Source organism: Mycobacterium interjectum (assembly GCF_900078675.2).
Classification (GTDB): Bacteria; Actinomycetota; Actinomycetes; order Mycobacteriales; family Mycobacteriaceae; genus Mycobacterium; species Mycobacterium interjectum.
Genome location: NZ_LT546237.1, coordinates 3,481,170 through 3,502,057, shown reverse-complemented (window position 1 = coordinate 3,502,057; position 20,888 = coordinate 3,481,170). Strand labels below are relative to the sequence as shown.

Here is a 20,888-nt window from a genome sequence, read left to right as displayed (position 1 = left end):
GCTGGCGAATTCCCCGTAGCCACCCGGCCCCCGAGCTTCCGGTCAGTCCAACCAGGAGCTTTGCTCGGGGGCCGCTCCATGTCCTGACCCCGGCGGGCCACTATCCGACAAACCGCGCCAGCCGCGCCGAAAGGTGCGGCACCAGGCCGCCGTCGGCGTCCACCCGCTCCTCGACATAGGCCAGATCACCGCCCTCGACGATCCCGTAGAGCCGCTTGGCGCCACCGACCAACAGGCCGGAACGACTGCGGGCCAAGGCGTCGGTGGCGAGCTCCCACGAGGATTGCGTGCGGGGCCGCCCGTAGAACAACTCGATGTAACCGGCCGAATGGGCCAACAACAGCTCGATGGCCTGCGACTCGGTTGGATCCTCGGGGTCGCACACGAAGCGCCAGAAACCGCTCTCGCGCAGGGCGGGTTGCAGGTAACCGCCCGTGTCGTCGAGCCGCCAGGACCGCGCTTCCCAGTTGAGGTAGTCGCCGCCGTCGTGCGACACCACGATCTGCTGGCCGAACCGGTAGTCCCCATCGTGTCCGCGGCCCTCGCCCTCGCCACGCCACACCCCGACCAGTGGCAGCAGCGCCAGCAGCGCGTCGTTGAGGTTGGCCCCTTCGCGCAGATTCGCGGTGTCGGCGGGCACCGGCAAATCGTCGAAGGCCGGGATATTGCGGGAAGCGGTCGCCTTGGCGCGTTCGGCGGCGGCCGCAACCGCGCGGTCGCTGGAGCCGCCTGGAGCGAGCGGGCCGTCAGCGCCCTCGTCGAAGGAGGTCACGACTCGTCAGTGATGAGCCGGTAGAGGGTGTACAGCGCGAACCATGAGATGACCACGACCGATATGACCAGCATGATCTCGAAGAAGAGCACCACGCAGACGAGTCTATTCGCGCCGCGGGCCCGCCGGGACCGGCCGGTCCGTCAGGCGATCTTGACGTCCACCTCGTGAATGCCCGCACCGGACGGCGCCACCACGGCGTCGCCGTTGCCGATCGGGGACAGTGCGCGCAGCGTCCAGGACCCGGGTGCGGCGAAGAAGCGGAAGTCACCGGTCGCCGAGGCGACGACCTCGGCCGTGAACTCGTCCGATGAGTCCAGCAGGCGGACGAACGCGCCACCCACCGCCTGGCCGTCGCCGTCCACGACCCGGCCCGTGATCACCGTTTCCTTCTCCAGATCGACGCTGGCGGGCAACGTCAGTCCTTGCTTCGGTCCAGAGCACATATCAGCTTCCCAACTCGATCGGGGCGCCCACCAGGGAGCCGTATTCCGTCCAACTGCCGTCGTAGTTCTTGACGTTTTTGTGGCCGAGTAATTCCCGCAGCACGAACCAGGTGTGCGACGAACGTTCCCCGATCCGGCAGTACGCGATGGTTTCCTTCGTGCCGTCCAGCCCGGCGTCGGCGTAGAGCTTCGCCAATTCCTCGTCGGACTTGAACGTGCCGTCCTCGTTGGCGGCCCTGCTCCACGGCACGTTGATCGCGCCGGGGACGTGGCCCGGCCGCTGGCTTTGCTCCTGCGGCAGGTGAGCCGGGGCCAGGATCTTGCCCGAGAACTCGTCGGGGGAGCGCACGTCGACCAGGTTCTTGACGTTGATGGCCGCGATGACCTCGTCGCGGAAGGCGCGGATGCTGTTGTCCGGCGCCGCCGCAGTGTAGGAGGTGGCCGGCCGGTTGACCGCGTCGGTGGTCAGTGGGCGCCCGTCGAGTTCCCACTTCTTGCGTCCGCCGTCGAGCAGCTTGACGTCGGCGTGGCCGTACAGCTTGAAGTACCAGTAGGCGTAGGCGGCGAACCAGTTGTTGTTGCCGCCGTAGAGGACCACGGTGTCGTCGTTGGCGATGCCGCGGTCGGACAGCAGTTTGGAGAATTGCTGTGCGTCCACGAAATCGCGCTTGACGGGGTCCTGCAGATCGGTGCGCCAGTCCAGCTTGATCGCGCCGGCGATGTGGCCGGTGTCGTAGGCGCCGGCGTCCTCGTCCACTTCGACGAAGACGACGTTTCCGGCATCGAGATTGCTCTCGGCCCAGTCCGCGGAGACCAGGACGTCGGAGCGTGCCATGGTGGGTGTTCCTTTCGATTGCTTCTGACGTAGGGGTTATGCGGAAATCGGTCGAAAGCGTGCGACCAACGGGTAGAGCCGGCAGCCCAGGCAGATGCCGAATGCCGCGTTGAGGAACGCGGCCACCAGCGCGGCCGCGGTGGCGATCAGGCCGAGCACAACCGCGCCGACGGCGAATCCCGCGACACCGACGACCGCGAAGATCAGGCCGACGAGTTGGGCGAATTTCAGCGGTGCGACGGGTTCGCGCTCCGTGACGGGTCCCAGCCGGGGCGCCACGACGCGGGCGAACACCCGCCCGTAGGGGTGGCGGCGGGGCCCGCCGATGGCGCCGACGGCGAAGATCACGGCCTGCGCCCCGAGGATGAGGGCAGCCGCCCGCGGGCTGGCGGCTGAAACGATGAGCGTGAGCAAAAGGACCGCGGTCGTGACCCAGGCGGCGAACCTGGGCCCGCGCACGTCGACGCGGTCGGGCTCCACGGCGGTGTTGCTGCTTGGCACTGGGGACTACTCCTAGAGATTCTTGTTGCGCGGAAAGGCGGGAGCACGCCTTGGAAGCCTGGGTAGGGGTCCGAAGCTGCTCCGAGTGCGCGCGGGGCGCTGCTACTCAGCAGCTACAGCAACAACAACAGCCCGCGATGCGGCACAGATCGACTGTGCGACGCGTGGTGAGCATGGGCTCCAGGCGGGCTGACACGCCGGCCAGCTTACCCAATGACGTAGCGCTCAAGCCAACAGAGGCTGCAGCGCCGAACGCAGGTCCGCGGCCTTGGGCACCCCGGAGGCGCGGTACCGCTGTCGCCCCTCGACATCGAAGATCAGCGTGGTGGGCAGCGTCAGCACCGAGAACCGCCGGGCCGTCGCCGGGTTGGCGTCCAGGTCGATCTCGAGGTGGGCGACGTCGGCCATGTCCTCGCAGACCTGGCCCACCACCCGGCGAACCCGGTCGCACGGCCCGCACCACGGGGCGCTGAAGTGCACGATGGTCGGCCCGCTCCGGGACAACGCCAGGTCGCCGGCGTCGGGCCCGCCGCCCGGATCGGACTGAATCTCGCGGACTCTTCCCGACCCGCGCGTCAACAGCCATCCGGTGACCGTCGCCACGGCGACCGCCCCCACGATCGCCACAAGCACGGTGGTCATGACTGCTTAAACCCTTCCAGGGTGACGGTTACTCCCCGGGTGACCCCTTCGATGATGACATCGGAGCCGCGTGCGCCCTCGGTCGTCGGCCCGACTCCGAACGGCAGCCGCTGGTTGGGCAGCCTGGTGCTGAAGGCGCGCAGCACCGCATCCCGCTTGTCGTCCGGCACGGCTTGATCGGCGGTGTCGGGCCCGGTGAGCACGCCCGTCGGCGTGATCACCAGCGTCGCGGGATCTTCGGGCGCGATGGAAAGGTCTACCGAGACGCTCACCCGGTGCTCGAAGCCCGCCGAATGCGGCGTGCCGCTGAACACCAACCCGTGGCTGTCGGAGATGCCCGACGCGGTGACGCCGCCGGTGGCGGTGTTGGTTTCCCTGGGGGGCGCCTCCACCATCAGATCGCTGATGCCCAGGTAGCGGCCCAGATGATTCGAGTCGATGATGATGCGGCTCTCCAGCCTGCCCACGGGGAGCTTCGCGTCGGGTCTGATCAGCCAGGACGCCTGCGTGAGGTCCACCGAGTACATCGTGGCTTCGAGGGTGGCAGTGCCGACCATCGTGTGATCGACGGCGTTGGCCTTGATCTCCAGCTGGTTGTAGTGGTGGCGCATCGCCTGCGGGATGAACGGGAACGCCACGATGGCGACGAACGGGTCGGAACCGAGATGCGCCACCTTGCGCACGCTGGTCGACAGCCGGTATTCGGCGTAGATGCTGGTGGCGTAGTCGACGCAGACGGCGCCGACGACCGGTACGGCCACGGCGATCGCCGCCGCCGCCGCGCCGATCAGCACCTTGCGCACCCGCACATTGTCGCGTAATCCGCCGGCCGCCGTGTGGCCGGTTGCCCGGTGGCGGGGCTCACACTGCCTCGTCCGGCGCACAAAATAGCCAGGTGGCACGTTATCGTTAGATGTCCTGGCAACTAACGCGTCGTGGCGTTGCGAAATGGGAGACGCCTTCCCCCCGAGCTGGAGGGGCTAGTTGGAGCTATTACTGCTGACCTCGGAACTGCACCCCGACCCGGTGCTGCCGTCGTTGTCGCTGCTTCCTCACACCGTCCGGACGGCGCCCCCAGAACCATCCTCGTTGCTGGAGGCCGGGACCGCGGACGCCGTGCTGGTCGACGCGCGCACCGACCTGTCGTCCGCGCGCGGCCTGTGCCGGCTGCTGAGCACCGCGGGCCGGTCGGTCCCCGTCCTGGCCGTGGTGAGCGAAGGCGGGCTGGTGGCGGTGAGCGCCGACTGGGGTCTGGACGAGATCCTGCTGCCCGCCACCGGGCCCGCCGAGATCGACGCCCGGCTGCGCCTGGTGGTCGGCCGCCGCGGCGGGCTGACCGACCAGGAAAGCGCGGGCAAGGTCAGCCTGGGCGAGCTGGTGATCGACGAGGGCACCTACACCGCCAGGCTGCGCGGCCGCCCGCTCGACCTCACCTACAAGGAGTTCGAGTTGCTGAAATACCTGGCGCAGCACGCCGGCCGGGTGTTCACCCGGGCGCAGCTGCTGCACGAGGTGTGGGGCTACGACTTCTTCGGCGGCACCCGCACGGTCGACGTGCACGTGCGTCGACTGCGCGCCAAGCTTGGCCCCGAATACGAGGCGTTGATCGGCACGGTGCGAAACGTCGGTTACAAGGCCGTTCGGCCGGCGCGCGGTCGACCACCGATCGCGGACGCCACCGAGGCCGACGCCGACGAGGCCGAGGCCGACTCGGAGGAGCTGCAAGAGTCGCTGGGCGATCCGTTGCGCAGTCAGTGATCTCGCCCGACTGGCGTTCCACCCTTACCGTCGCCGAGCAGCGGAGTGTGCGCGGACTCGTCTCGGCGGCAACGGAATTCGATGGAGTGACCCCGGTCGGCGAACAGGTGCTGCGCGAACTGGGGCACGAGCGCACCGAACATCTGCTGGTCACCGGTGACCCGCCGGGCACGATCGTGGGCTACCTGAATCTCAGCCCGCCCCGGGACGGCGGTGGGGGGATGGCGGAACTGGTGGTGCACCCCCAGGCCCGCCGGCGCGGTGTCGGCACCGCGATGGCTCGTGCGGCGGTGTCGAAAACCGGAGGGCACAATCAATTTTGGGCGCACGGCACCCTCGAGCCGGCCCGGGCGACCGCCTCCGCGCTCGGCCTGATCGCGGTGCGCGAGCTCGTCCAGATGCGGCGCTCGCTGCGTGCGGCCCCCGACTCCGTGCCGCCGGTTGCCGGGGTGGAAATTCGCACCTATCGGGGGACGGCCGACGACGCTGAGCTGCTGCGCGTCAACAACGCCGCGTTCGCCCAACACCCCGAACAGGGCGGGTGGACCGATGCCGATCTGGCGGAGCGGCGCGGGGAACCCTGGTTCGACCCGGAGGGATTGTTCTTGGCGTTTGGCGCCCCCGATAGCGATCAGGCGGGCAGGCTCCTGGGATTTCACTGGACCAAGGTGCACCTCGACCGACCGGGCTTGGGCGAGGTCTACGTCGTCGGGGTCGATCCGTCCGCGCAGCGCCGCGGCCTTGGGCAGGTGTTGACAGCCATCGGGATTCAGGCGCTGGCACGCCGGCTGGCCGGCTCGGCCGAACCCACCGTGATGCTTTACGTCGAGTCCGACAACGTCGCCGCAATGCGAACCTACGAGCGCCTGGGCTTCAGCCCCTACAGCGTCGACACCGCCTACGCGGTGCCCACCGGCTGACCGCAAGCCGATCGTTCACCCGACATTCATCTCTACCGACTTCTGTGGACAGCACCGACGCATACTTTCGCGGCGAGTTGGCTACCTCCCATGGGGACGGCCGGCGGTGCCTGCATGCGTCGGGGGGAGCGTGTGAAGAAAGCGAGATCGGTGAGGCTCGACAGGGCGGGCAGGGCGCTGGCGGTCGCGGCGTTGGCGGTCGCGATCTGCGGTGCGACGTTGACCGCGTGCGGCGGCGACGACAACCGCCGCGGCCCGTCGACGGCCACGATCTCCGGGTTGGCCGGCACTGCGGGTTGCGCCGGCAAGAACGGCCTGACGGCGGAGGGCTCGACCGCCCAGCAGAACGCGATGGCGTTGTTCAACCAGGTGTGGGGGCAGTCCTGCCCCGGCAAGGCGGTGGCGTACAACCCGACCGGGTCGGGCGCCGGCCGCGAGCAGTTCATCGCGGGCCACGTCGACTTCGCGGGATCCGACTCGCCGCTGGTTGCCGACCAGATCGGACCGGCCGCCAAACGCTGCGACGGAAACCCGGCGTGGGACCTGCCACTGGTGTTCGGGCCCGTCGCGCTGGTGTACAACCTGCCGGGCGTGGCGAAGCTGGTCCTCAGCAGTGACGCCCTCGCCAAGGTCTTCAGCGGCAGGATCACCGCGTGGAACGACCCGATACTGGCGGCGCTCAATCCCGGCGTGGCGCTGCCCGACACCAAGATCGTGCCGATCTACCGGGCGGACTCGTCGGGGACGACCGACAACGTCCAGAAGTATCTGACGGCCGCAGCGCCGCAGAGCTGGACCCGAGGGGTGGGCACCGAGTTCCAGGGCGGTGTCGGAGAAGGGGCCACGAAATCGGCGGGGGTGATCCAGGCCGTGCGGGTCACCCCGGGCGCGATCGGCTACGTCGAGAAGGGATTTGCCGACCAGGCCGGTGTGCCGTACGCCCTGATCGACACGGGTAACGGCGCGGTTCCACTGACCGACGACACCGCCGGCAAGGCCATCCAGGCGGCCGGCTTCGTGGCCGACGGCAACGATCTGGTACTCGACCTGGACCGGATGTACGCCACTCAGCGGGCGGATACCTACCCGTTGGTGCTGGCCAGCTACGAAATCGTGTGCTCGAACGGCTACGACCCGGACACGTCGGCGGCGATCAAGTCGTTCCTGAGCGCGGCCGCGACCAACGGGCAGGCCGGTCTTACGTCCGCCGGTTATGTGCCGTTGCCCGATAAAGTCAAGGAGCGATTAGTTACCGCGATCAACGCGATGCGGTAGCCGGCGGGCGCAAGGAGCGACAGCAGGACTGTGACGGGATCACAGTGATAACGCCAGACCCATCCGCTGCGGGTTCGGGTGCCGTCGTCGCTGCGCCCTTTCCCGAGTCACCGGTGGTGCCGATCAGCCCGTGGGGGCGTGCTCAGCCGCGCCTGGGGGACAGGGTTTTTCGTTGGCTGGCGCAAGCTTCCGGGGTCCTGATCGTCGTCCTGATCGCCGCGATCGGCGGCTTTCTGTTGCTGCGCGCGATCCCGGCCTTGCGGCGCAACCAGGAGAACTTTTTCAGCTACGACGGCAACTGGGTCACCACCGACACCTCTTCCATGCACTTCGGAATCTTCGAGCTGCTCCAGGTGACCGTGTTCGTGTCGGTGTTCGCCTTGATTCTGGCCATGCCGATCGCCTTGGGCGTGGCGCTGTTCGTCACGCACTATGCGCCGCGCCGGGTCGCCGCGCCGCTGGCCTACGCGGTCGATCTGCTGGCCGCGGTCCCCTCGATCGTTTACGGGGTGTGGGGCCTGTACGTGCTGGCCCCGCAGCTGCGACCCGTCGCCACCTGGCTGAATCACGCCCTCGGCTGGTGGTTCCTCTTCGCCACCGGAAACGTGTCGGTCGCGGGGGGCGGCACCGTGTTCACCGGCGGGATCGTGTTGGCGGTGATGATCCTGCCGATCATCACCGCGGTCACCCGCGAGGTGTTCATGCAAACCCCGAACGACGAGATCGAGGCCGCGCTGGCGCTCGGCGCCACGCGCTGGGAAGTGATCAGGACGATCGTGCTGCCGTTCGGGCTATCCGGGTACGTCAGCGGCGCGGTACTGGGCCTGGGCCGCGCCCTCGGCGAGACAGTCGCGCTGCTGATCATCCTGCGGGGCACCCAGGCCGCGTTCGGCTGGTCGCTCTTCGACGGCGGCTCGACCTTCGCGACCAAGATCGCGGCCACCGCCTCGGAATTCAATGACCGCTACAAGGCCGGCGCCTATATCGCCGCGGGACTGGCGCTGTTCGTGCTCACCTTCCTCGTCGACGCCCTGGCCCGCGGCGCTGTTGCCGGCGCCCGCAACAGGCGGGCCGGCGGATGACCTCGAGGCTGGACCGCCCCCTCAAGCCGCGGGCCTTCCCGGCGGTCGGCCGCCGTCGCAAAGTGGCCAACACCCTGGCGACCGTGCTGATGACGCTGTCGACGGCGATCGCCGTGACACCGTTGCTGTTGGTGCTCGGCTCGGTGATTGCCAAGGGGTTCAAGGCGATTGCCTCCACCGCGTGGTGGACGCATTCGCAGGCGGGTATGACGGCGTTCGTGGCGGGCGGGGGCGCCTACCACGCGACGGTCGGCACGCTGTTGCAAGGATTGGCATGCGCGGTCATCTCCGTCCCGATCGGGATCCTGGTGGCGATCTACCTGGTCGAGTACGGTGGCGGAACCTCCCTGGGCAGGCTGGCCACGTTCATGGTGGACATCCTCGCCGGCGTGCCCTCGATCGTGGCGGCGTTGTTCATCTACGCGCTGTGGGTGGCGACGCTGGGGCTGCCCCGTTCCGGGTTCGCGGTGTCCCTGGCGCTCGTGTTGCTGATGATTCCGGTGATCGTGCGGGCCACCGAAGAGATGCTGCGGATCGTGCCGATCGACCTCCGTGAGGCCAGCTACGCGCTGGGGATCCCGAAGTGGAAGACGATCGCCAGGGTCGTCGTTCCCACGGGGTTGTCCGGCATCATCACCGGGGTCCTGCTGGCGGTGGCTAGAGTGATGGGTGAGACGGCGCCGCTGCTGATTCTGATCGGTTATTCACAATCAATGAACTTCAACGTTTTCCACGGGTTCATGGGCTCGCTGCCCGGCATGATGTATAACCAGACATCGGCGGGCGCAGGCATCAACCCGGTGCCCACGGATCGGTTGTGGGGTGCGGCGTTAACCCTCATTCTGGTGATCGCGATCATCAATGTCGGGGCCAGGGTGATCGCGAGAAGGTATGCCCCCACAAAGGCGTAGGCAGGAGCACCAGTGGCCAAGCGGTTGGACCTCAAAGCCGTCAACATCTATTACGGGTCGTTCAAGGCGGTCGCGGATGTGACGTTGTCGGTTCTGCCCCGCAGCGTGACAGCGTTCATCGGTCCCTCGGGGTGCGGTAAGACCACCGTGCTGCGCACGCTGAACCGGATGCACGAGGTGATTCCGGGCGCCCGGGTCGAGGGCAGCGTGCTGCTCGACGACCAAGACATCTACGGCGCCGGTATCGACCCGGTGGGGGTTCGGCGCGCGATCGGGATGGTCTTCCAGCGGCCGAACCCGTTCCCCGCCATGTCAATTCGTGACAACGTCGTGGCCGGTTTGAAGTTGCAAGGGGTGCGCAATCGCAAGCTGCTCGACGAGACGGCCGAATACTCGTTGCGCGGTGCCAACCTGTGGGACGAGGTCAAGGATCGGCTGGACAAGCCGGGCGGCGGGCTCTCGGGAGGTCAGCAGCAGCGCCTGTGCATCGCGCGCGCCATCGCCGTGCAACCGGATGTATTGCTGATGGACGAGCCTTGCTCCGCGCTGGACCCGATCTCGACGATGGCCATCGAGGAACTGATCAGCGAGCTGAAGCAGGACTACACGATCGTCATCGTCACCCACAACATGCAGCAGGCGGCCCGCGTGAGTGATCTGACGGCGTTTTTCAACCTGGAGGCCGTCGGAAAGCCCGGCCGGCTGGTCGAAATCGACGACACCGAAAAGATTTTTTCCAACCCGACCCAGAAGGCGACCGAGGACTACATCTCCGGCCGCTTCGGCTAGCTCGTCAGGGGTTTCGTGTCGTCCTCGGGCAGCCTGCCCGTCGCCTGGAAGATGACGCGTCGCGCCACTTCCACCGCGTGGTCGGCGAAGCGCTCGTAGAAGCGGCCCAGCAACGTCACATCGACGGCCGCCGCCACACCGTGTTTCCATTCCCGGTCCATCAGCACCGAGAACAAGTGGCGGTGCAGGTCGTCCATCGCATCGTCTTCTTCTCGGATCCGCGCGGCCTTCTCCGGATCGCGGGACAACACCACCTCTTGCGCACTATTGCCCAATTCCACTGCGACTCTGCCCATTTCGGCAAAATACCCATTGACCTCTTCGGGCAGCGCGTGCTGTGGATGCCGCCGGCGGGCGATCTTGGCGACGTGCAGGGCCAGCGCACCCATGCGGTCGATGTCCGCCACCATCTGGATGGCGCTGACGATCGACCTGAGGTCACCGGCCACCGGCGCCTGCAGGGCCAGCAGGACGAAGGCGCTTTCCTCGGCCTGCGCGCTGAGCGCCGCGATCTTTTCGTGGTCGGAAATCACTTGTTCGGCCAGCACCAGATCGGCCTGCAACAGGGCTTGGGTGGCCCGCTCCATGGCGATCCCCGCCAGCCCGCACATGTCACCGAGGCGCCCGGATAACTCCGAAAGCTGCTCGTGGTAGGCGGTCCGCATGCCGCCAAGCCTACGTTCTCGACGCAGGAAATGGGCAGTGCCGAACCGCCAAAATTCTTTACTCGCAGGTGGTGTCGGCCGCGTTGGTCACCGTCAGGTCGTCGGGCAGCTGGGTCGGCGCGTTGCCCGACCCGCGTTCTATCTGCATGCTGACCGACGAGCCGGTGGGCGCGGGAGTGGCGACCGTGTTGAAGTCAGGGCCCAGCACCACCTGAATCACCTGCCCGTAGCCGGAGACCCGCTGGACCTTTGCATTGGCGAACGATGACGCCACGGTGGCGGCGGCCTGCTCGTTGCCCGGCGAGAACAACACCGTCGTCGTGTTCACCGAACTCGGGTAGTCGTCGGGCGTCATCACGTTGAAGCCGTTGTTCTTGAGCTGTTTGGTCGCGGTGGCCGCCAGGCCGCTCTGTGTGGTCGCGTTGGAAACCCGCACCGTGACGTCTTGCGGCGATGTGGTCATCACCTGCTGGTGCTGAGCCTCGGGTGCCGCGGTGGGGGTCGGCGTCTTTCTGGTGGTGGGCGCCTTCGTCGGTCCCGACGTGGGCGACGTACCGCCCAAAGCCTTGGCGTTCTGGTCGTTTTCCTCGGGCAGTGGATCGTCATTGATGATGGCGTCGAAGAGCGCACGCATGTCGGCCATCCGCGGCGGCTCATCGCCGTTCTGGTCCGTGACGCCGGTCGGCACGGTGACGAACGTCATGTGCCCGGCCGCCATGCCCTGCAATGACTGACCCAGCTGGACCAGGTCTTTGGTCTTGACGTTGTCGACGGAAGTGAGGCTGATGAACATGTTGACGACGTTGTTGAGCTTGTTGAGGTCGAGCAGCGTGTCCTCGGAGATCAGCGATCGCAACAGCGACGACAAGAACAACTGCTGGCGTTTGATGCGGCCGTAGTCACCGTTGGTCTCGGTCGTCACCTGGCGGGCGCGCACATAGTTCAAGGCGGTTGCGCCGTCGAGGATCTGGCGTCCCGCATGGTCCAGGACGGTGCCCAGTTCGTAGTCGTGCAGCGCGGTGCGGCTGCACACTTCGACGCCGCCGAGTGCGTCGACCATTTTGGCGAACCCGGCGAAGTCGACGGCGATGAACCGGTTGATGTTCAGGCCGGACAGCTTCTGGATCTCCTTGACCAGACATTTGGGGCCGCCGAACGCGTAAGCGGAGTTCAGCTTGGTCTCGGTGTAGACCATCTTGGAACCCCAGGTCTTGGTCTTCTCGTCGTAGATCGGTCCGTACTTGCCCGTGTTGGGGTTGTAGGCCTCGCATTGAATCGGGGTAATCGCCAGGTCGCGGGGGAACGACACCGCGACCACGCGTTTCCGGTTCGCCGGAATGTTGACCAGCATGACGGTGTCGGACCGCGCGCCATCGGCGTCATCGGTGCTACCGGCGCCCATGTCGGCGTTTTCCCCGGCCCGCGAGTCGATGCCGACGATCAAGAAGTCCTCGTCGCCGTACTGCCCACCGGGATCCCGGATGTCGCTCGAGTTCGGGTCGAGCGCGCTGACGATATTGAGGCGGTTGTTCTTCGACGCGCTCCATTGCCACGCGCCGCCGGTCAGCGCCAGCGCCAGCACGGCGGAGAAGGCCGCCGCCGAGCGCGCGGCGACCAGTATCGACCGCCGGCGAGACTTCGGCTTCGACTCGCGGCTTTTGGGCGCGCGCTCCGATTTCACGGTGTCCGCCGAGGTGTCGAACTCGTCGTTCGGGTAATTGGCGGCCCCGAGGTCGGGTAGCTCCGCGGCGGCGTTGAGCGAATACGCCGGGGTCTCGATCACCTGCGTGTCCTGCAGCTCGACGGGCAGGCCCGGCGCGGCCTCGGCGGGTTCGGGGTCGGGGGCGGCGCGTCGGTGGCTGGGCCGGGTGGTGTTCGGGGCCCCGACCTTGGCGATCAACTCGGCGACCGTGAGCCCGCCGTCGGTGTGGCACCCGGCCTTTTCCGGCTCACCGGCCGCGGGCTCGTTCAACGTCGGCTCGGCCTGCCACCGGTGAACGCCGTGATCGGCCGGCGCTTCTGCGAACCGTTCCCACGGGGCCGAGCCCGGCCTCGGTGGTGGGGTGCGCCGATGGTCAAGAGTGGCGTCAGTGCCGCCATCACTCATGTCCTATCGGCCTCCGAAGCTCTCATGCGACGGTCGGGGAGCCCGTGCGCAAATCCCGGCGTGCTCCTGCAGCGGCACCAAACCGACCCCCACGGAAGCGCAATGCAGCAAGGTCCACATCGTACTGAGTTATCGATCCCGATGCGATTTCGAGCGTGTTAACGCTCAGCCACCCGAGTGCATCACGTCCGCCCCGGCCGGCACCGTGCAGTCGTCCGGGTCGGTCAGCCAGCCTTCGGGCAGCGCCACGCGGGCCGGTGAACCCTGTCGGCCGCGAGGGCCGGCCGCCGTGTCCGGGAATGGCACCGCGCCGTTCAACCGGCCGAGCAGCGTGTCGAGTTCGTCCAGCGTCGTGACCATGGCCAGCGCTCGGCGCAATTCCGATCCGGCGGGGAAGCCGTGCAGGTACCAGGCGATGTGCTTGCGGATGTCGCGCATGCCCTTGTCCTCGCCGAAATGCGCCGCCAGCAGCCGGCCGTGCCGTCGCACGACGTCGGCGACCTCGCCCAGCGTGGGCGGGGTCGGGGCCGGCCTGCCGGTGAACGCGGCCGACAGCTCGGCGAACAGCCACGGCCGGCCCAGGCAGCCACGGCCGATGACCACGCCGTCGCAACCGGTGGTGGCCATCATCGCCAGCGCGTCGCTGGCGTCGTAGATGTCGCCGTTGCCCAGCACCGGGATGGTCCGCACCTGTGGCTTGGGCTGCGCGATCTGTTCCCAGTCGGCGGTGCCGGGGTAGCGCTGCGCCGCCGTGCGGGCATGCAGGGCGACCGCCGCGGCCCCCTCCGCTTCCGCGATGCGGCCGGCGTCCAGGTGCGTGTGGTGCTCGTCGTCGATGCCGATGCGGAACTTGACGGTCACCGGGATCTCGGTGCCCGCGGTGGCCCGCACGGCCGCGGCCACGATCTGGCCGAACAGCCGCCGCTTGAACGGCAGCGCCGCCCCGCCACCCCGCTTGGTGACCTTGGGCACCGGGCAGCCGAAATTCATGTCGATGTGATCGGCCAGGTTCTCGTCCGCGATCATTCTGGCGGCCGCGTAGGTGGTCGCCGGATCGACGGTGTAGAGCTGCAGCGAGCGGGGCGACTCGTCCGGCGCGAACGTCGTCATGTGCATGGTGACCGGATGCCGCTCGACGAGCGCACGAGCGGTCACCATCTCGCAGACGTACAGCCCGCTGACGGTTCCCGCCTTCGCCTGCTCCAACTCACGGCACAGCGTGCGAAAAGCGACGTTGGTCACGCCGGCCATCGGGGCCAGCACCACCGGGCTGGCCAGCGTGATCGGACCGATGCGCAATTTTTGTCCCGAGCCGGACTACCGACGGCTCATGGCCAGCTTGCCCGCGGTTTGATGCAGCTCGAACGCCGTGGTCCGCTTGCCCGTGCGGGCTTCCCGCTCGAGCTGACGCCGCTTGGACACCTCGAACTTGTCGCAGGACGCCTCGAGCTCCTTGATGAGCAGGGCAAGGTCGTCGCGCAGCTCGGCCGCCTCCCCGGTGATGTCCTCCCGCTCGAAGAAGCGCCATTTCTTCAGGATCGGCATGACGACGTCGTCGAGGTGGATGCGAGGGTCGTACACGCCTCCGACGGCGATCAAGACGGCTTTGCGCCGGAATTCGGGCACCTGGAAACCGGGCATCTGGAAGTTGCGCAGGATCTTGTGCAGCGACTTCGTCGCCTGGTTGGGATCAATCTCGAACCCTGCCTCACTGACGTCGCGGTAGAAGATCATGTGCAGGTTCTCGTCGGCCGAGATTTTGGCGAGCATCTGGTCTGCGATCGGCTCGTTGCAGGCCTTACCGGTGTTGCGGTGCGAAATCCTGGTCGCCAGCTCCTGGAACGTGACATAGATGACCGAGTCGAACAGGCTCTCGGCGAACAGGTCTTCTCGAACCTGGTGGTTTTGGCCCGGGCTGAAGCCGCGGTTGACCACCTCGAGGCGCAGCTTCTCCAACTCGATCGGGTCGACCGCGCGGGTCACCACCAGGTAGTCGCGCAGCGCGATGCCGTGCCGGTTCTCCTCGGCGGTCCAGCGGTTGACCCACTGCCCCCAGGCGCCGTCCATACCGAAGTTCATCGCGATCTCGCGGTGATAGGAGGGCAGGTTGTCTTCCGTCATCAGGTTCTGCACCATCGCCACCTGGGCGAGGTCGGAGAGCTTGCTCTGTTCGGGGTCCCAATCCTGACCGCCGAGCGCGTAGAAGTTCTTGCCGTCCGACCACGGGATGTAGTCGTGCGGGTTCCAGTCCTTATGCACGCTCTCGTGACGGTTGAGGTATTTCTCGACCACCGGTTCAAGTTCGTGCAGCAGCTGTAGGTCGGTCAGCTGGGCTGACATGGCCCCTCCAGTTATCTGTGTCTACGGGTTGCAGTCAATATATCTGTGCCCGCCGGTAGCATCAAGTTTCTCCAGCCCGCGCGCCGCCGCGATATTGGATCGTGACTTCTCACGTCTTGCCGGCTCGGCGCGGACGGAAACCGCTTACTCGGGTTTCGCTTGCTCGGCGGGGGACACGTACGGCGCGGCCGCGGTGAACAGCATGTTGACGCAGTAGTCGATGAATTGCTTGCGGCTGGCCCCCAGGTGGCCGTTGAGGTAGGCGGTGAACAGGCTCGTCAGACCGCCGACCAGGCTTGTGGCGATCATTTTCTGCAACACCGAATCGCCGATCCGGGACAGCTTGCGCTGCAGCAAGTCGATGAAGTTGGGCATCCACTCCGCGCCCGACTGCGTCAAAATCGGCTCCACCGTGGGCGCCAACAGCAGCACCCGTCCGCGCACGGGATCGTCGACCATCAACTCGACGAATTGTTCGACGGCCTCGCGCGGGGTCTTCGCCGAGGTAAGGGTGTTCATCGCCCGCGTGCACACATCGTCATAAACGGCGCGCACGAATTCGTCACGGTCGGAAAAGCTTTCGTAGAAGTAGCGCTCCGTGAGCGCGGCCTTGCGACACACCGCGCGCACGGTCAACGCGGGGCCGCGATCGCTGCCGAGCAGCTGCACGCCGGCGGTGATGAGATTGTCGCGACGGAGGGCGAGCCGGCTCTCCAAGGGGACGCCGGTCCAGCGGCCCCGTCGTTGACCGGTCGGCACATCGCTCCTAAGCTCTAAAGTGACAACGCATGTAGTCAGTTTGCCGATACTTACAGGAATCCAACAGTGACCCAACATACTTCCGCACCCCGCTCGCTGACCAGCGGCTCCGACGGCGTCGCCGGCGGCTGTCCGGTGTCGCCGCTGGGCTNAAAGCTTTCGTAGAAGTAGCGCTCCGTGAGCGCGGCCTTGCGACACACCGCGCGCACGGTCAACGCGGGGCCGCGATCGCTGCCGAGCAGCTGCACGCCGGCGGTGATGAGATTGTCGCGACGGAGGGCGAGCCGGCTCTCCAAGGGGACGCCGGTCCAGCGGCCCCGTCGTTGACCGGTCGGCACATCGCTCCTAAGCTCTAAAGTGACAACGCATGTAGTCAGTTTGCCGATACTTACAGGAATCCAACAGTGACCCAACATACTTCCGCACCCCGCTCGCTGCCCAGCGGCTCCGACGGCGTCGCCGGCGGTTGTCCGGTGTCGCCGCTGGGCTACGCGGGGCCGCCGATGCCGCTCGGCCCGGATTCCCTGACCTGGCGGTACTTCGGCGACTGGCGGGGCATGTTGCAGGGTCCGTGGGCTGGCTCCATGCAAAACATGCACCCGCAACTGGGCGCGGCCGTCATCGACCACTCGACGTTCTTTCGGGAGCGCTGGCCGCGCCTGCTGCGCTCGTTGTACCCGATCGGTGGCGTCGTCTTCGACGGCGACCGCGCCCCGGTCACCGGTGCCGAGGTGCGCGACTACCACACCGACATCAAGGGCGTCGACGAGCAGGGCCGGCGCTACCACGCGCTGAATCCCGACGTCTTCTACTGGGCCCACGCCACCTTCTTTGTCGGCACGATCCATGTGGCCGAGCGGTTTTGCGGCGGGCTGACCGAAGCGCAGCGGCGCCAGCTCTTCGACGAGCACGTCGAGTGGTATCGCATGTACGGCATGAGCATGCGCCCGGTGCCGGATTCCTGGGAGGACTTCAAGGTCTACTGGGACCGCATGTGCCGCAACGTCTTAGAGGACAATTGGGCCGCCCGCGCGGTGCTCGACCTGACCGCGCTGCCCAAACCTTCCTTCGCCCAATGGCTTCCGGACCCGTTGTGGGCCGCGCAGCGTAAACTGCTGGCGCCGTTCTTCGTGTGGCTCACCGTCGGTCTCTACGATCCGCCGGTGCGCGAGCTCATGGGTTACCGGTGGTCGCGTCGCGACGAATGGCTGCACCGGCGTTTCGGCGACCTCGTCCGCGTCGTTTTCGCCTGCGTGCCAAAGCGATACCGTAAACACCCGCGGGCGCGGGCCGGCTGGGATCGCGTCACCGGCCGAATCCCGGCAGACGCACCGCTGGTGCAGACGCCCGCGCGCAACCTGCCGCCGCTGGACGAGCGGGACAACCCGAAGCACTATTGCCCTCGGGTCTCCTAACGCGGCGGTAGCTCTACCCGTGGGCGTGGTTGTGCGCGCCTTCGAGGTCGGACTGGTGCACGTGTTGGTGAGTGTGCTCGGTTCCGTCGTCGTGGGCGTGCGGATGCTCGTGGCTGACGTGGTCGTGCTCGTGCGTGGTGTGCGCGTGTGAGTGGGTCGCGTCGCCGTGGCGGTGTTCGTGCGCGTGCGGCGCGTCGTGGGTGTGCGGCTCGGTCATCATGTTCCCTTCCGACGTGGAATCTGTTGTGGCTGTCGGTCGTCAGGCCGGGTCCCGACGGGGCCGGGCGTTTCGGGTCGGCGACGGTCCGGCGACGGCCTTCAGGTCGCTCTCGCCCCGGTGATGGCGGGGAACCCCGGGGCCGGCATGCTCGGCGTTGCAGACCGCATCGATGACGAGCTGGCGGACGTGGTCGTTCTCCAGGCTGTAGAAGATGCTGGTCCCGTCCCGTCGCGTGCGCACCAGGCGCGCCATGCGCAGCTTCGCCAGGTGCTGGGAGACCGACGGCGCGGGCTTTCCCACGTGTTCGGCGAGTTCGTTGACCGACATCTCGCGATGCGTCAGCGACCAGAGCACTTGCACGCGGGTGGCGTCGGCGAGCATCCGGAAAACCTCGACGACGAGGCCGGCCTGGTCGTCGGGCAAGCGGTCTTCGCTATTACCTGCATGCATACGCAAATAGTAGCGAAGGGTGTTCTGTGCGGCAATGCCGCGGTAGTCAGCCCGGGGGGACGACCGTCGAGTTGCGCCGGCCGCCGTTGCGCTCGTTCCAGAACCGGTACACGTCCACGGCGGCTTCGTGGGGCCGGTAGCGCATCGGGAGGCGACGCCGGTCCCAGGTCTTGGCGAATTCGTCGTAGAACGTGGAGACCTCGAAGTATTTGCGGTCATCGAGGTAGTACTGCTCGTAGGACTCGCGGGTGATCAGGAAGACGACTTCCCTGGGCGAGCAGTAGTACAGCGAGCCCAGGCACATCGGGCACGGATGGGCCAGCACATAGATGGTGCTGTCGACCAGGTGCTCGGTGCCCAGCTTCCTGCACGCCTCCCGGATGGCCAGTATTTCCGCGTGTGCGGTCGGATCGTTCGTCTGGGCCGCCTGGTTGGCGCTCTCGGCGAGGATTTCGCCGTCCTGCACGATCACCGTCGCAAACGGGCGACCGCCTTCCGCGACGTTTTGGTGTGCGAGCTCGATCGTGCGCTGGGCAAAGTCCGTCACAGGTCGGAGGGTAGTCCCGCGGCACGGCCACCGGCTTGTGGTAGTAACTAGACGATCTATATTTTTCGGCCCGGGGATGAGGAAGACCATGGCGCGCACCGACCGTGATCGTTGGGATTTGGCGACGAGCGTCGGAGCGACGGCGACCATGGTCGCCGCGCAGCGGGCGCTGTCCAGCGACGAGAAGTTGATCGAGGATCCCTATGCGGCGCCGTTGGTGCGCGCGGTCGGCATCGACGTCTACGTGCGGTTGGTCAACGGTCAGATCCCGGTTGAGGAGGAATCCGAGTTCGATCCGCAGCGGATGGCGCGCGGAATGGCCTGCCGCACCAGGTTTTACGACCAATTCTTCCTCGACGCGGCACGGGGCGGAATTGGCCAGGTGGTCATCCTCGCGTCGGGGCTGGACGCGCGCGCGTACCGCCTGCCGTGGCCGGCGGGAACCGTCGTCTATGAGGTCGACATGCCGGAAGTGATCGAGTTCAAGACGCTGACGCTGCGCGACCTCGGCGCCGAGCCGACCGCCGAGCGGCGCACCGTCGCCGTCGACCTGCGCGACGACTGGGCCGCGGCGCTGCAGGCCGCGGGCTTCGATCCACAGGCGCCCGCGGCGTGGAGCGCCGAGGGCCTACTGGTCTACCTGCCCGACGAAGCCCAAGACGCCCTGTTCGACAACATCACCGCGCTGAGCGCGCCGGGAAGCCGCCTGGCCTTCGAATTCGTGCCCGACACCGCCGTTTTCGCCGACGCGCGCTGGCGTGCGCACCATGACCGGATGAGCGAACTCGGATTTGAGATCGATTTCAACGACCTCGTGTACCACGGTCAGCGCAGCCACATCCTGGAGTATCTGAGCCGGAGCGGATGGCGTACGTCGTCGCAAACCGTCGAGGAGTTGCACACGGCCAACGGCTTCGTCTATCCCGACGATGACGTGGCCCAAGCCTTCGCCGACGTGACCTACAGCAGCGCGACGCTCAGCGGCTGAGCAGGTCGTCCTTCAGGCGATTGGTGAGCATCTCCTGGAACACGGTGCGGGCGGGGTCGTACAGGTCCTGGAAGGTCGCCAGCGTTGTTTGCCGGTCGTACTCGGGGATTGACCCGAGCGGAGTCCAGAAGCTGTCGATGTCCAGCAGGAAGAACGGCCCCTGCGCGGCCGGCATCGTGCGGCGCAGGTGGTAGCTGGCATCCAGCGCCTGGCCCACGCCGGGCCCGTAGCGCACGATCATCGACTTCCCGGGGTTCGCCTCGCGGTAGACCGCGGCGCCCTGCCATTCGGTCAGGGTCAGCCCGGCGGGGGCGATGCGCTGCGGTCCGAGCAGCGGCTCGGCGATCCAGTTGGCCCACTCGATGCGGCCGTCCACGCCCTGGGGGACGCGGATCTCGAGGACGTAGCGCAGGCCGAGGCGCTCCACCCCGACGATCGGCGAAAACTGGGAGCGGGCGTCGATGACCCGCATCACCAGGTCGACCAGCTCCTCGAAGTTGGTGTATGCGGTGGTCTCGATGACGACCGCCTGGGACTTCATCGACGCGGCGAGCGTGTTATCGCGGTTGACGTAACGGACGAAACGCTCGGCGGCCGGTTGCGGGTTTCCCCCGGCGCCCATCGCCCAGGCCACGTCCTGCGCCTGGCGTTCGATGGGCAGCAGGTCCGCGAGCAGGCGTCTGAGCTCTCCGCTCGAGGTTTCGGTGAGGGAATCCGTTGCCGGGTGACGGATTTCCATGGTTACCAGGGCTACGGGCGCGTTTGGGTAGGCCGCATCGACACTCACATTCCCGAGCATAAGCCAAGCCCGTTGGCGGCCCAACGAGGGCCACCCTGCGTCGCCGCCGCGGGGCGCCCGCGGGGTGATTCGCAGTGGTGCCGGGCACGACCGGACCGCGCATTGGCGGCATCGGCCGAGGTAATTCCGGCTATCGGTGCCCCCACTAGGACTCGAACCTAGGACCTGCGGATTAAAAGTCCGTAGCTCTACCAACTGAGCTATAGGGGCGCGAAGGTTCAGAATACTGTGTTCGGAACACCGCCCCGACGGCGCTCGTTTGAGGATTGGGCCTGCGGTGACCTAAGCTGACGTGGCTCCCAACGGTAACTGCGTTGCGAGTGCCCCCGGAGTGATTCGGTTCTGGCCCCCATCGTCTAGTGGCCTAGGACGCCGCCCTTTCACGGCGGTAGCACGGGTTCGAATCCCGTTGGGGGTACGCGCGACGCAATGACGCGGAGCGATAGCGAGGCCCTGTGGCGCAGTTGGTTAGCGCGCCGCCCTGTCACGGCGGAGGTCGCGGGTTCGAGTCCCGTCAGGGTCGCCAGCACGGCGAGGCAGCCATGCCTTCCGGCCAGGTAGCTCAGTCGGTACGAGCGTCCGCCTGAAAAGCGGAAGGTCGGCGGTTCGATCCCGCCCCTGGCCACCACCAACTGCACCGCTTGAAACCGTCGCGGGTCCCTGACGG

The 20,888-nt window shown here is 67.1% G+C and carries 24 protein-coding genes, 4 tRNA genes and 1 pseudogene; 11 read left to right on the top strand and 18 right to left on the bottom strand.

All coding sequences use genetic code 11. The features are described 5' to 3' along the window. Positions 1-100: 100 nt before the first annotated feature. The 7 genes from BN4348_RS51270 to lmeA all read right to left on the bottom strand — a co-directional run bounded on the left by BN4348_RS51270 (position 101) and on the right by lmeA (position 4,005). A complete protein-coding gene (locus BN4348_RS51270) occupies positions 101-772 on the bottom strand; it encodes an FABP family protein (protein ID WP_066915957.1) in 672 nt (223 codons plus the stop codon). A gap of 143 nt (positions 773-915) precedes the next feature. Continuing rightward, positions 916-1,218 carry a DUF1416 domain-containing protein gene (locus BN4348_RS51260; RefSeq protein ID WP_066915955.1) on the bottom strand — a complete coding sequence of 101 codons (303 nt, stop codon included), beginning with the start codon at positions 1,216-1,218 and terminating at the stop codon, positions 916-918. A gap of 1 nt (position 1,219) precedes the next feature. Further along, on the bottom strand, positions 1,220-2,053 hold the full coding sequence (locus BN4348_RS51255; RefSeq protein ID WP_066915951.1) for a sulfurtransferase: 834 nt from the start codon (positions 2,051-2,053) through the stop codon (positions 1,220-1,222). A 36-nt stretch (positions 2,054-2,089) separates the two neighbouring features. Then, positions 2,090-2,554 carry a DUF4395 domain-containing protein gene (locus BN4348_RS51250; protein WP_066915949.1) on the bottom strand — a complete coding sequence of 155 codons (465 nt, stop codon included), beginning with the start codon at positions 2,552-2,554 and terminating at the stop codon, positions 2,090-2,092. A 106-nt stretch (positions 2,555-2,660) separates the two neighbouring features. Continuing rightward, positions 2,661-2,750 (bottom strand): Ms5788A family Cys-rich leader peptide, encoded by a 90-nt coding sequence (locus BN4348_RS62940; protein ID WP_372514127.1) that lies wholly within the window; start codon positions 2,748-2,750, stop codon positions 2,661-2,663. A gap of 29 nt (positions 2,751-2,779) precedes the next feature. Further along, positions 2,780-3,196, bottom strand: a complete 417-nt coding sequence (locus BN4348_RS51245) for a thioredoxin family protein (protein ID WP_066915947.1) — start codon at positions 3,194-3,196, stop codon at positions 2,780-2,782. Then, entirely contained in the window at positions 3,193-4,005 is an 813-nt protein-coding gene (lmeA, locus tag BN4348_RS51240) for a mannan chain length control protein LmeA (RefSeq protein ID WP_066915945.1), read from the bottom strand. Before lmeA ends, BN4348_RS51245 begins: the two co-directional genes overlap by 4 nt. Before the next feature lie 175 nt (positions 4,006-4,180). Here lmeA and BN4348_RS51235 point away from each other — a divergent pair, with 175 nt between their 5' ends. From BN4348_RS51235 to pstB, 6 genes are all read left to right on the top strand, one after another. Beyond that, a complete protein-coding gene (locus BN4348_RS51235) occupies positions 4,181-4,954 on the top strand; it encodes a winged helix-turn-helix transcriptional regulator (protein WP_066915943.1) in 774 nt (257 codons plus the stop codon). Next, complete coding sequence (mshD, locus tag BN4348_RS51230) at positions 4,951-5,874, top strand: mycothiol synthase (RefSeq protein ID WP_066915941.1); 924 nt, start codon at positions 4,951-4,953, stop codon at positions 5,872-5,874. Before BN4348_RS51235 ends, mshD begins: the two co-directional genes overlap by 4 nt. A 150-nt stretch (positions 5,875-6,024) precedes the next feature. Further along, a complete protein-coding gene (gene pstS, locus BN4348_RS51225) occupies positions 6,025-7,149 on the top strand; it encodes a phosphate ABC transporter substrate-binding protein PstS (protein WP_066915939.1) in 1,125 nt (374 codons plus the stop codon). A gap of 38 nt (positions 7,150-7,187) precedes the next feature. Further along, positions 7,188-8,231 (top strand): phosphate ABC transporter permease subunit PstC, encoded by a 1,044-nt coding sequence (pstC, locus tag BN4348_RS51220; protein WP_066915937.1) that lies wholly within the window; start codon positions 7,188-7,190, stop codon positions 8,229-8,231. Continuing rightward, positions 8,228-9,142: a phosphate ABC transporter permease PstA gene (pstA, locus tag BN4348_RS51215; RefSeq protein ID WP_066915935.1), complete on the top strand. Its 915-nt coding sequence runs from the start codon at positions 8,228-8,230 to the stop codon at positions 9,140-9,142. The genes pstC and pstA overlap by 4 nt, the downstream gene beginning before the upstream one ends. 12 nt (positions 9,143-9,154) lie before the next feature. Then, positions 9,155-9,931 carry a phosphate ABC transporter ATP-binding protein PstB gene (gene pstB, locus BN4348_RS51210; RefSeq protein WP_066915933.1) on the top strand — a complete coding sequence of 259 codons (777 nt, stop codon included), beginning with the start codon at positions 9,155-9,157 and terminating at the stop codon, positions 9,929-9,931. Here the strand turns inward: pstB and phoU are convergent. The 6 genes and pseudogenes from phoU to BN4348_RS51180 form a co-directional block, all read right to left on the bottom strand. After that, complete coding sequence (phoU, locus tag BN4348_RS51205) at positions 9,928-10,596, bottom strand: phosphate signaling complex protein PhoU (protein ID WP_066915931.1); 669 nt, start codon at positions 10,594-10,596, stop codon at positions 9,928-9,930. The genes pstB and phoU overlap by 4 nt on opposite strands. Before the next feature lie 58 nt (positions 10,597-10,654). Next, positions 10,655-12,703 carry an LCP family protein gene (locus BN4348_RS51200; protein WP_066915928.1) on the bottom strand — a complete coding sequence of 683 codons (2,049 nt, stop codon included), beginning with the start codon at positions 12,701-12,703 and terminating at the stop codon, positions 10,655-10,657. A 165-nt stretch (positions 12,704-12,868) separates the two neighbouring features. Continuing rightward, a complete protein-coding gene (gene dusB, locus BN4348_RS51195; RefSeq protein ID WP_066915926.1) occupies positions 12,869-14,002 on the bottom strand; it encodes a tRNA dihydrouridine synthase DusB in 1,134 nt (377 codons plus the stop codon). An 18-nt stretch (positions 14,003-14,020) separates the two neighbouring features. Next, a complete protein-coding gene (locus BN4348_RS51190; protein ID WP_066915924.1) occupies positions 14,021-15,043 on the bottom strand; it encodes an acyl-ACP desaturase in 1,023 nt (340 codons plus the stop codon). A 144-nt stretch (positions 15,044-15,187) separates the two neighbouring features. Then, positions 15,188-15,802 (bottom strand): TetR/AcrR family transcriptional regulator, encoded by a 615-nt coding sequence (locus BN4348_RS51185; protein ID WP_066915922.1) that lies wholly within the window; start codon positions 15,800-15,802, stop codon positions 15,188-15,190. Positions 15,803-15,954: 152 nt separating this feature from the next. Next, positions 15,955-16,140, bottom strand: a pseudogene (locus BN4348_RS51180) (TetR/AcrR family transcriptional regulator); the annotation flags it as partial. Between the two features lie 66 nt (positions 16,141-16,206). On the opposite strand from BN4348_RS51180, the gene BN4348_RS51175 reads away from it, so the two are divergent. Continuing rightward, positions 16,207-17,217, top strand: coding sequence for an oxygenase MpaB family protein (locus BN4348_RS51175; protein ID WP_066915920.1), 1,011 nt, complete (start codon positions 16,207-16,209; stop codon positions 17,215-17,217). A 13-nt stretch (positions 17,218-17,230) separates the two neighbouring features. On the opposite strand, the gene BN4348_RS51170 is transcribed toward BN4348_RS51175, so the two are convergent. Genes BN4348_RS51170 through BN4348_RS51160 form a run of 3 tightly spaced genes read right to left on the bottom strand, consistent with a single transcriptional unit; the run spans position 17,231 to position 18,434 of the window. Further along, a complete protein-coding gene (locus tag BN4348_RS51170) occupies positions 17,231-17,437 on the bottom strand; it encodes a zinc transporter Slc39a7 (protein WP_211145753.1) in 207 nt (68 codons plus the stop codon). Positions 17,438-17,476: 39 nt separating this feature from the next. After that, positions 17,477-17,887 (bottom strand): ArsR/SmtB family transcription factor, encoded by a 411-nt coding sequence (locus BN4348_RS51165; RefSeq protein WP_066915918.1) that lies wholly within the window; start codon positions 17,885-17,887, stop codon positions 17,477-17,479. Positions 17,888-17,933: 46 nt separating this feature from the next. Then, positions 17,934-18,434: a nucleoside deaminase gene (locus BN4348_RS51160; protein ID WP_066915916.1), complete on the bottom strand. Its 501-nt coding sequence runs from the start codon at positions 18,432-18,434 to the stop codon at positions 17,934-17,936. 88 nt (positions 18,435-18,522) lie between these two features. Here BN4348_RS51160 and BN4348_RS51155 point away from each other — a divergent pair, with 88 nt between their 5' ends. Continuing rightward, positions 18,523-19,422, top strand: coding sequence for a class I SAM-dependent methyltransferase (locus BN4348_RS51155; protein WP_066915914.1), 900 nt, complete (start codon positions 18,523-18,525; stop codon positions 19,420-19,422). Here BN4348_RS51155 and BN4348_RS51150 read toward each other — a convergent pair. Together BN4348_RS51150 and BN4348_RS51145 are read right to left on the bottom strand one after the other, a co-directional pair. Next, positions 19,412-20,209, bottom strand: coding sequence for a TIGR04255 family protein (locus BN4348_RS51150; protein WP_160040546.1), 798 nt, complete (start codon positions 20,207-20,209; stop codon positions 19,412-19,414). The two genes, BN4348_RS51155 and BN4348_RS51150, sit on opposite strands and share 11 nt — an antisense overlap. Positions 20,210-20,358: 149 nt before the next feature. Beyond that, positions 20,359-20,431, bottom strand: a tRNA-Lys gene (locus BN4348_RS51145). Between the two features lie 135 nt (positions 20,432-20,566). Here BN4348_RS51145 and BN4348_RS51140 point away from each other — a divergent pair. From BN4348_RS51140 to BN4348_RS51130, 3 genes are all read left to right on the top strand, one after another. After that, positions 20,567-20,639: transfer RNA gene (locus BN4348_RS51140), tRNA-Glu, on the top strand. Positions 20,640-20,670: 31 nt separating this feature from the next. Further along, a tRNA-Asp gene (locus tag BN4348_RS51135) sits at positions 20,671-20,747 on the top strand. A 25-nt stretch (positions 20,748-20,772) separates the two neighbouring features. Next, positions 20,773-20,849, top strand: a tRNA-Phe gene (locus BN4348_RS51130). Positions 20,850-20,888: the final 39 nt, after the last annotated feature.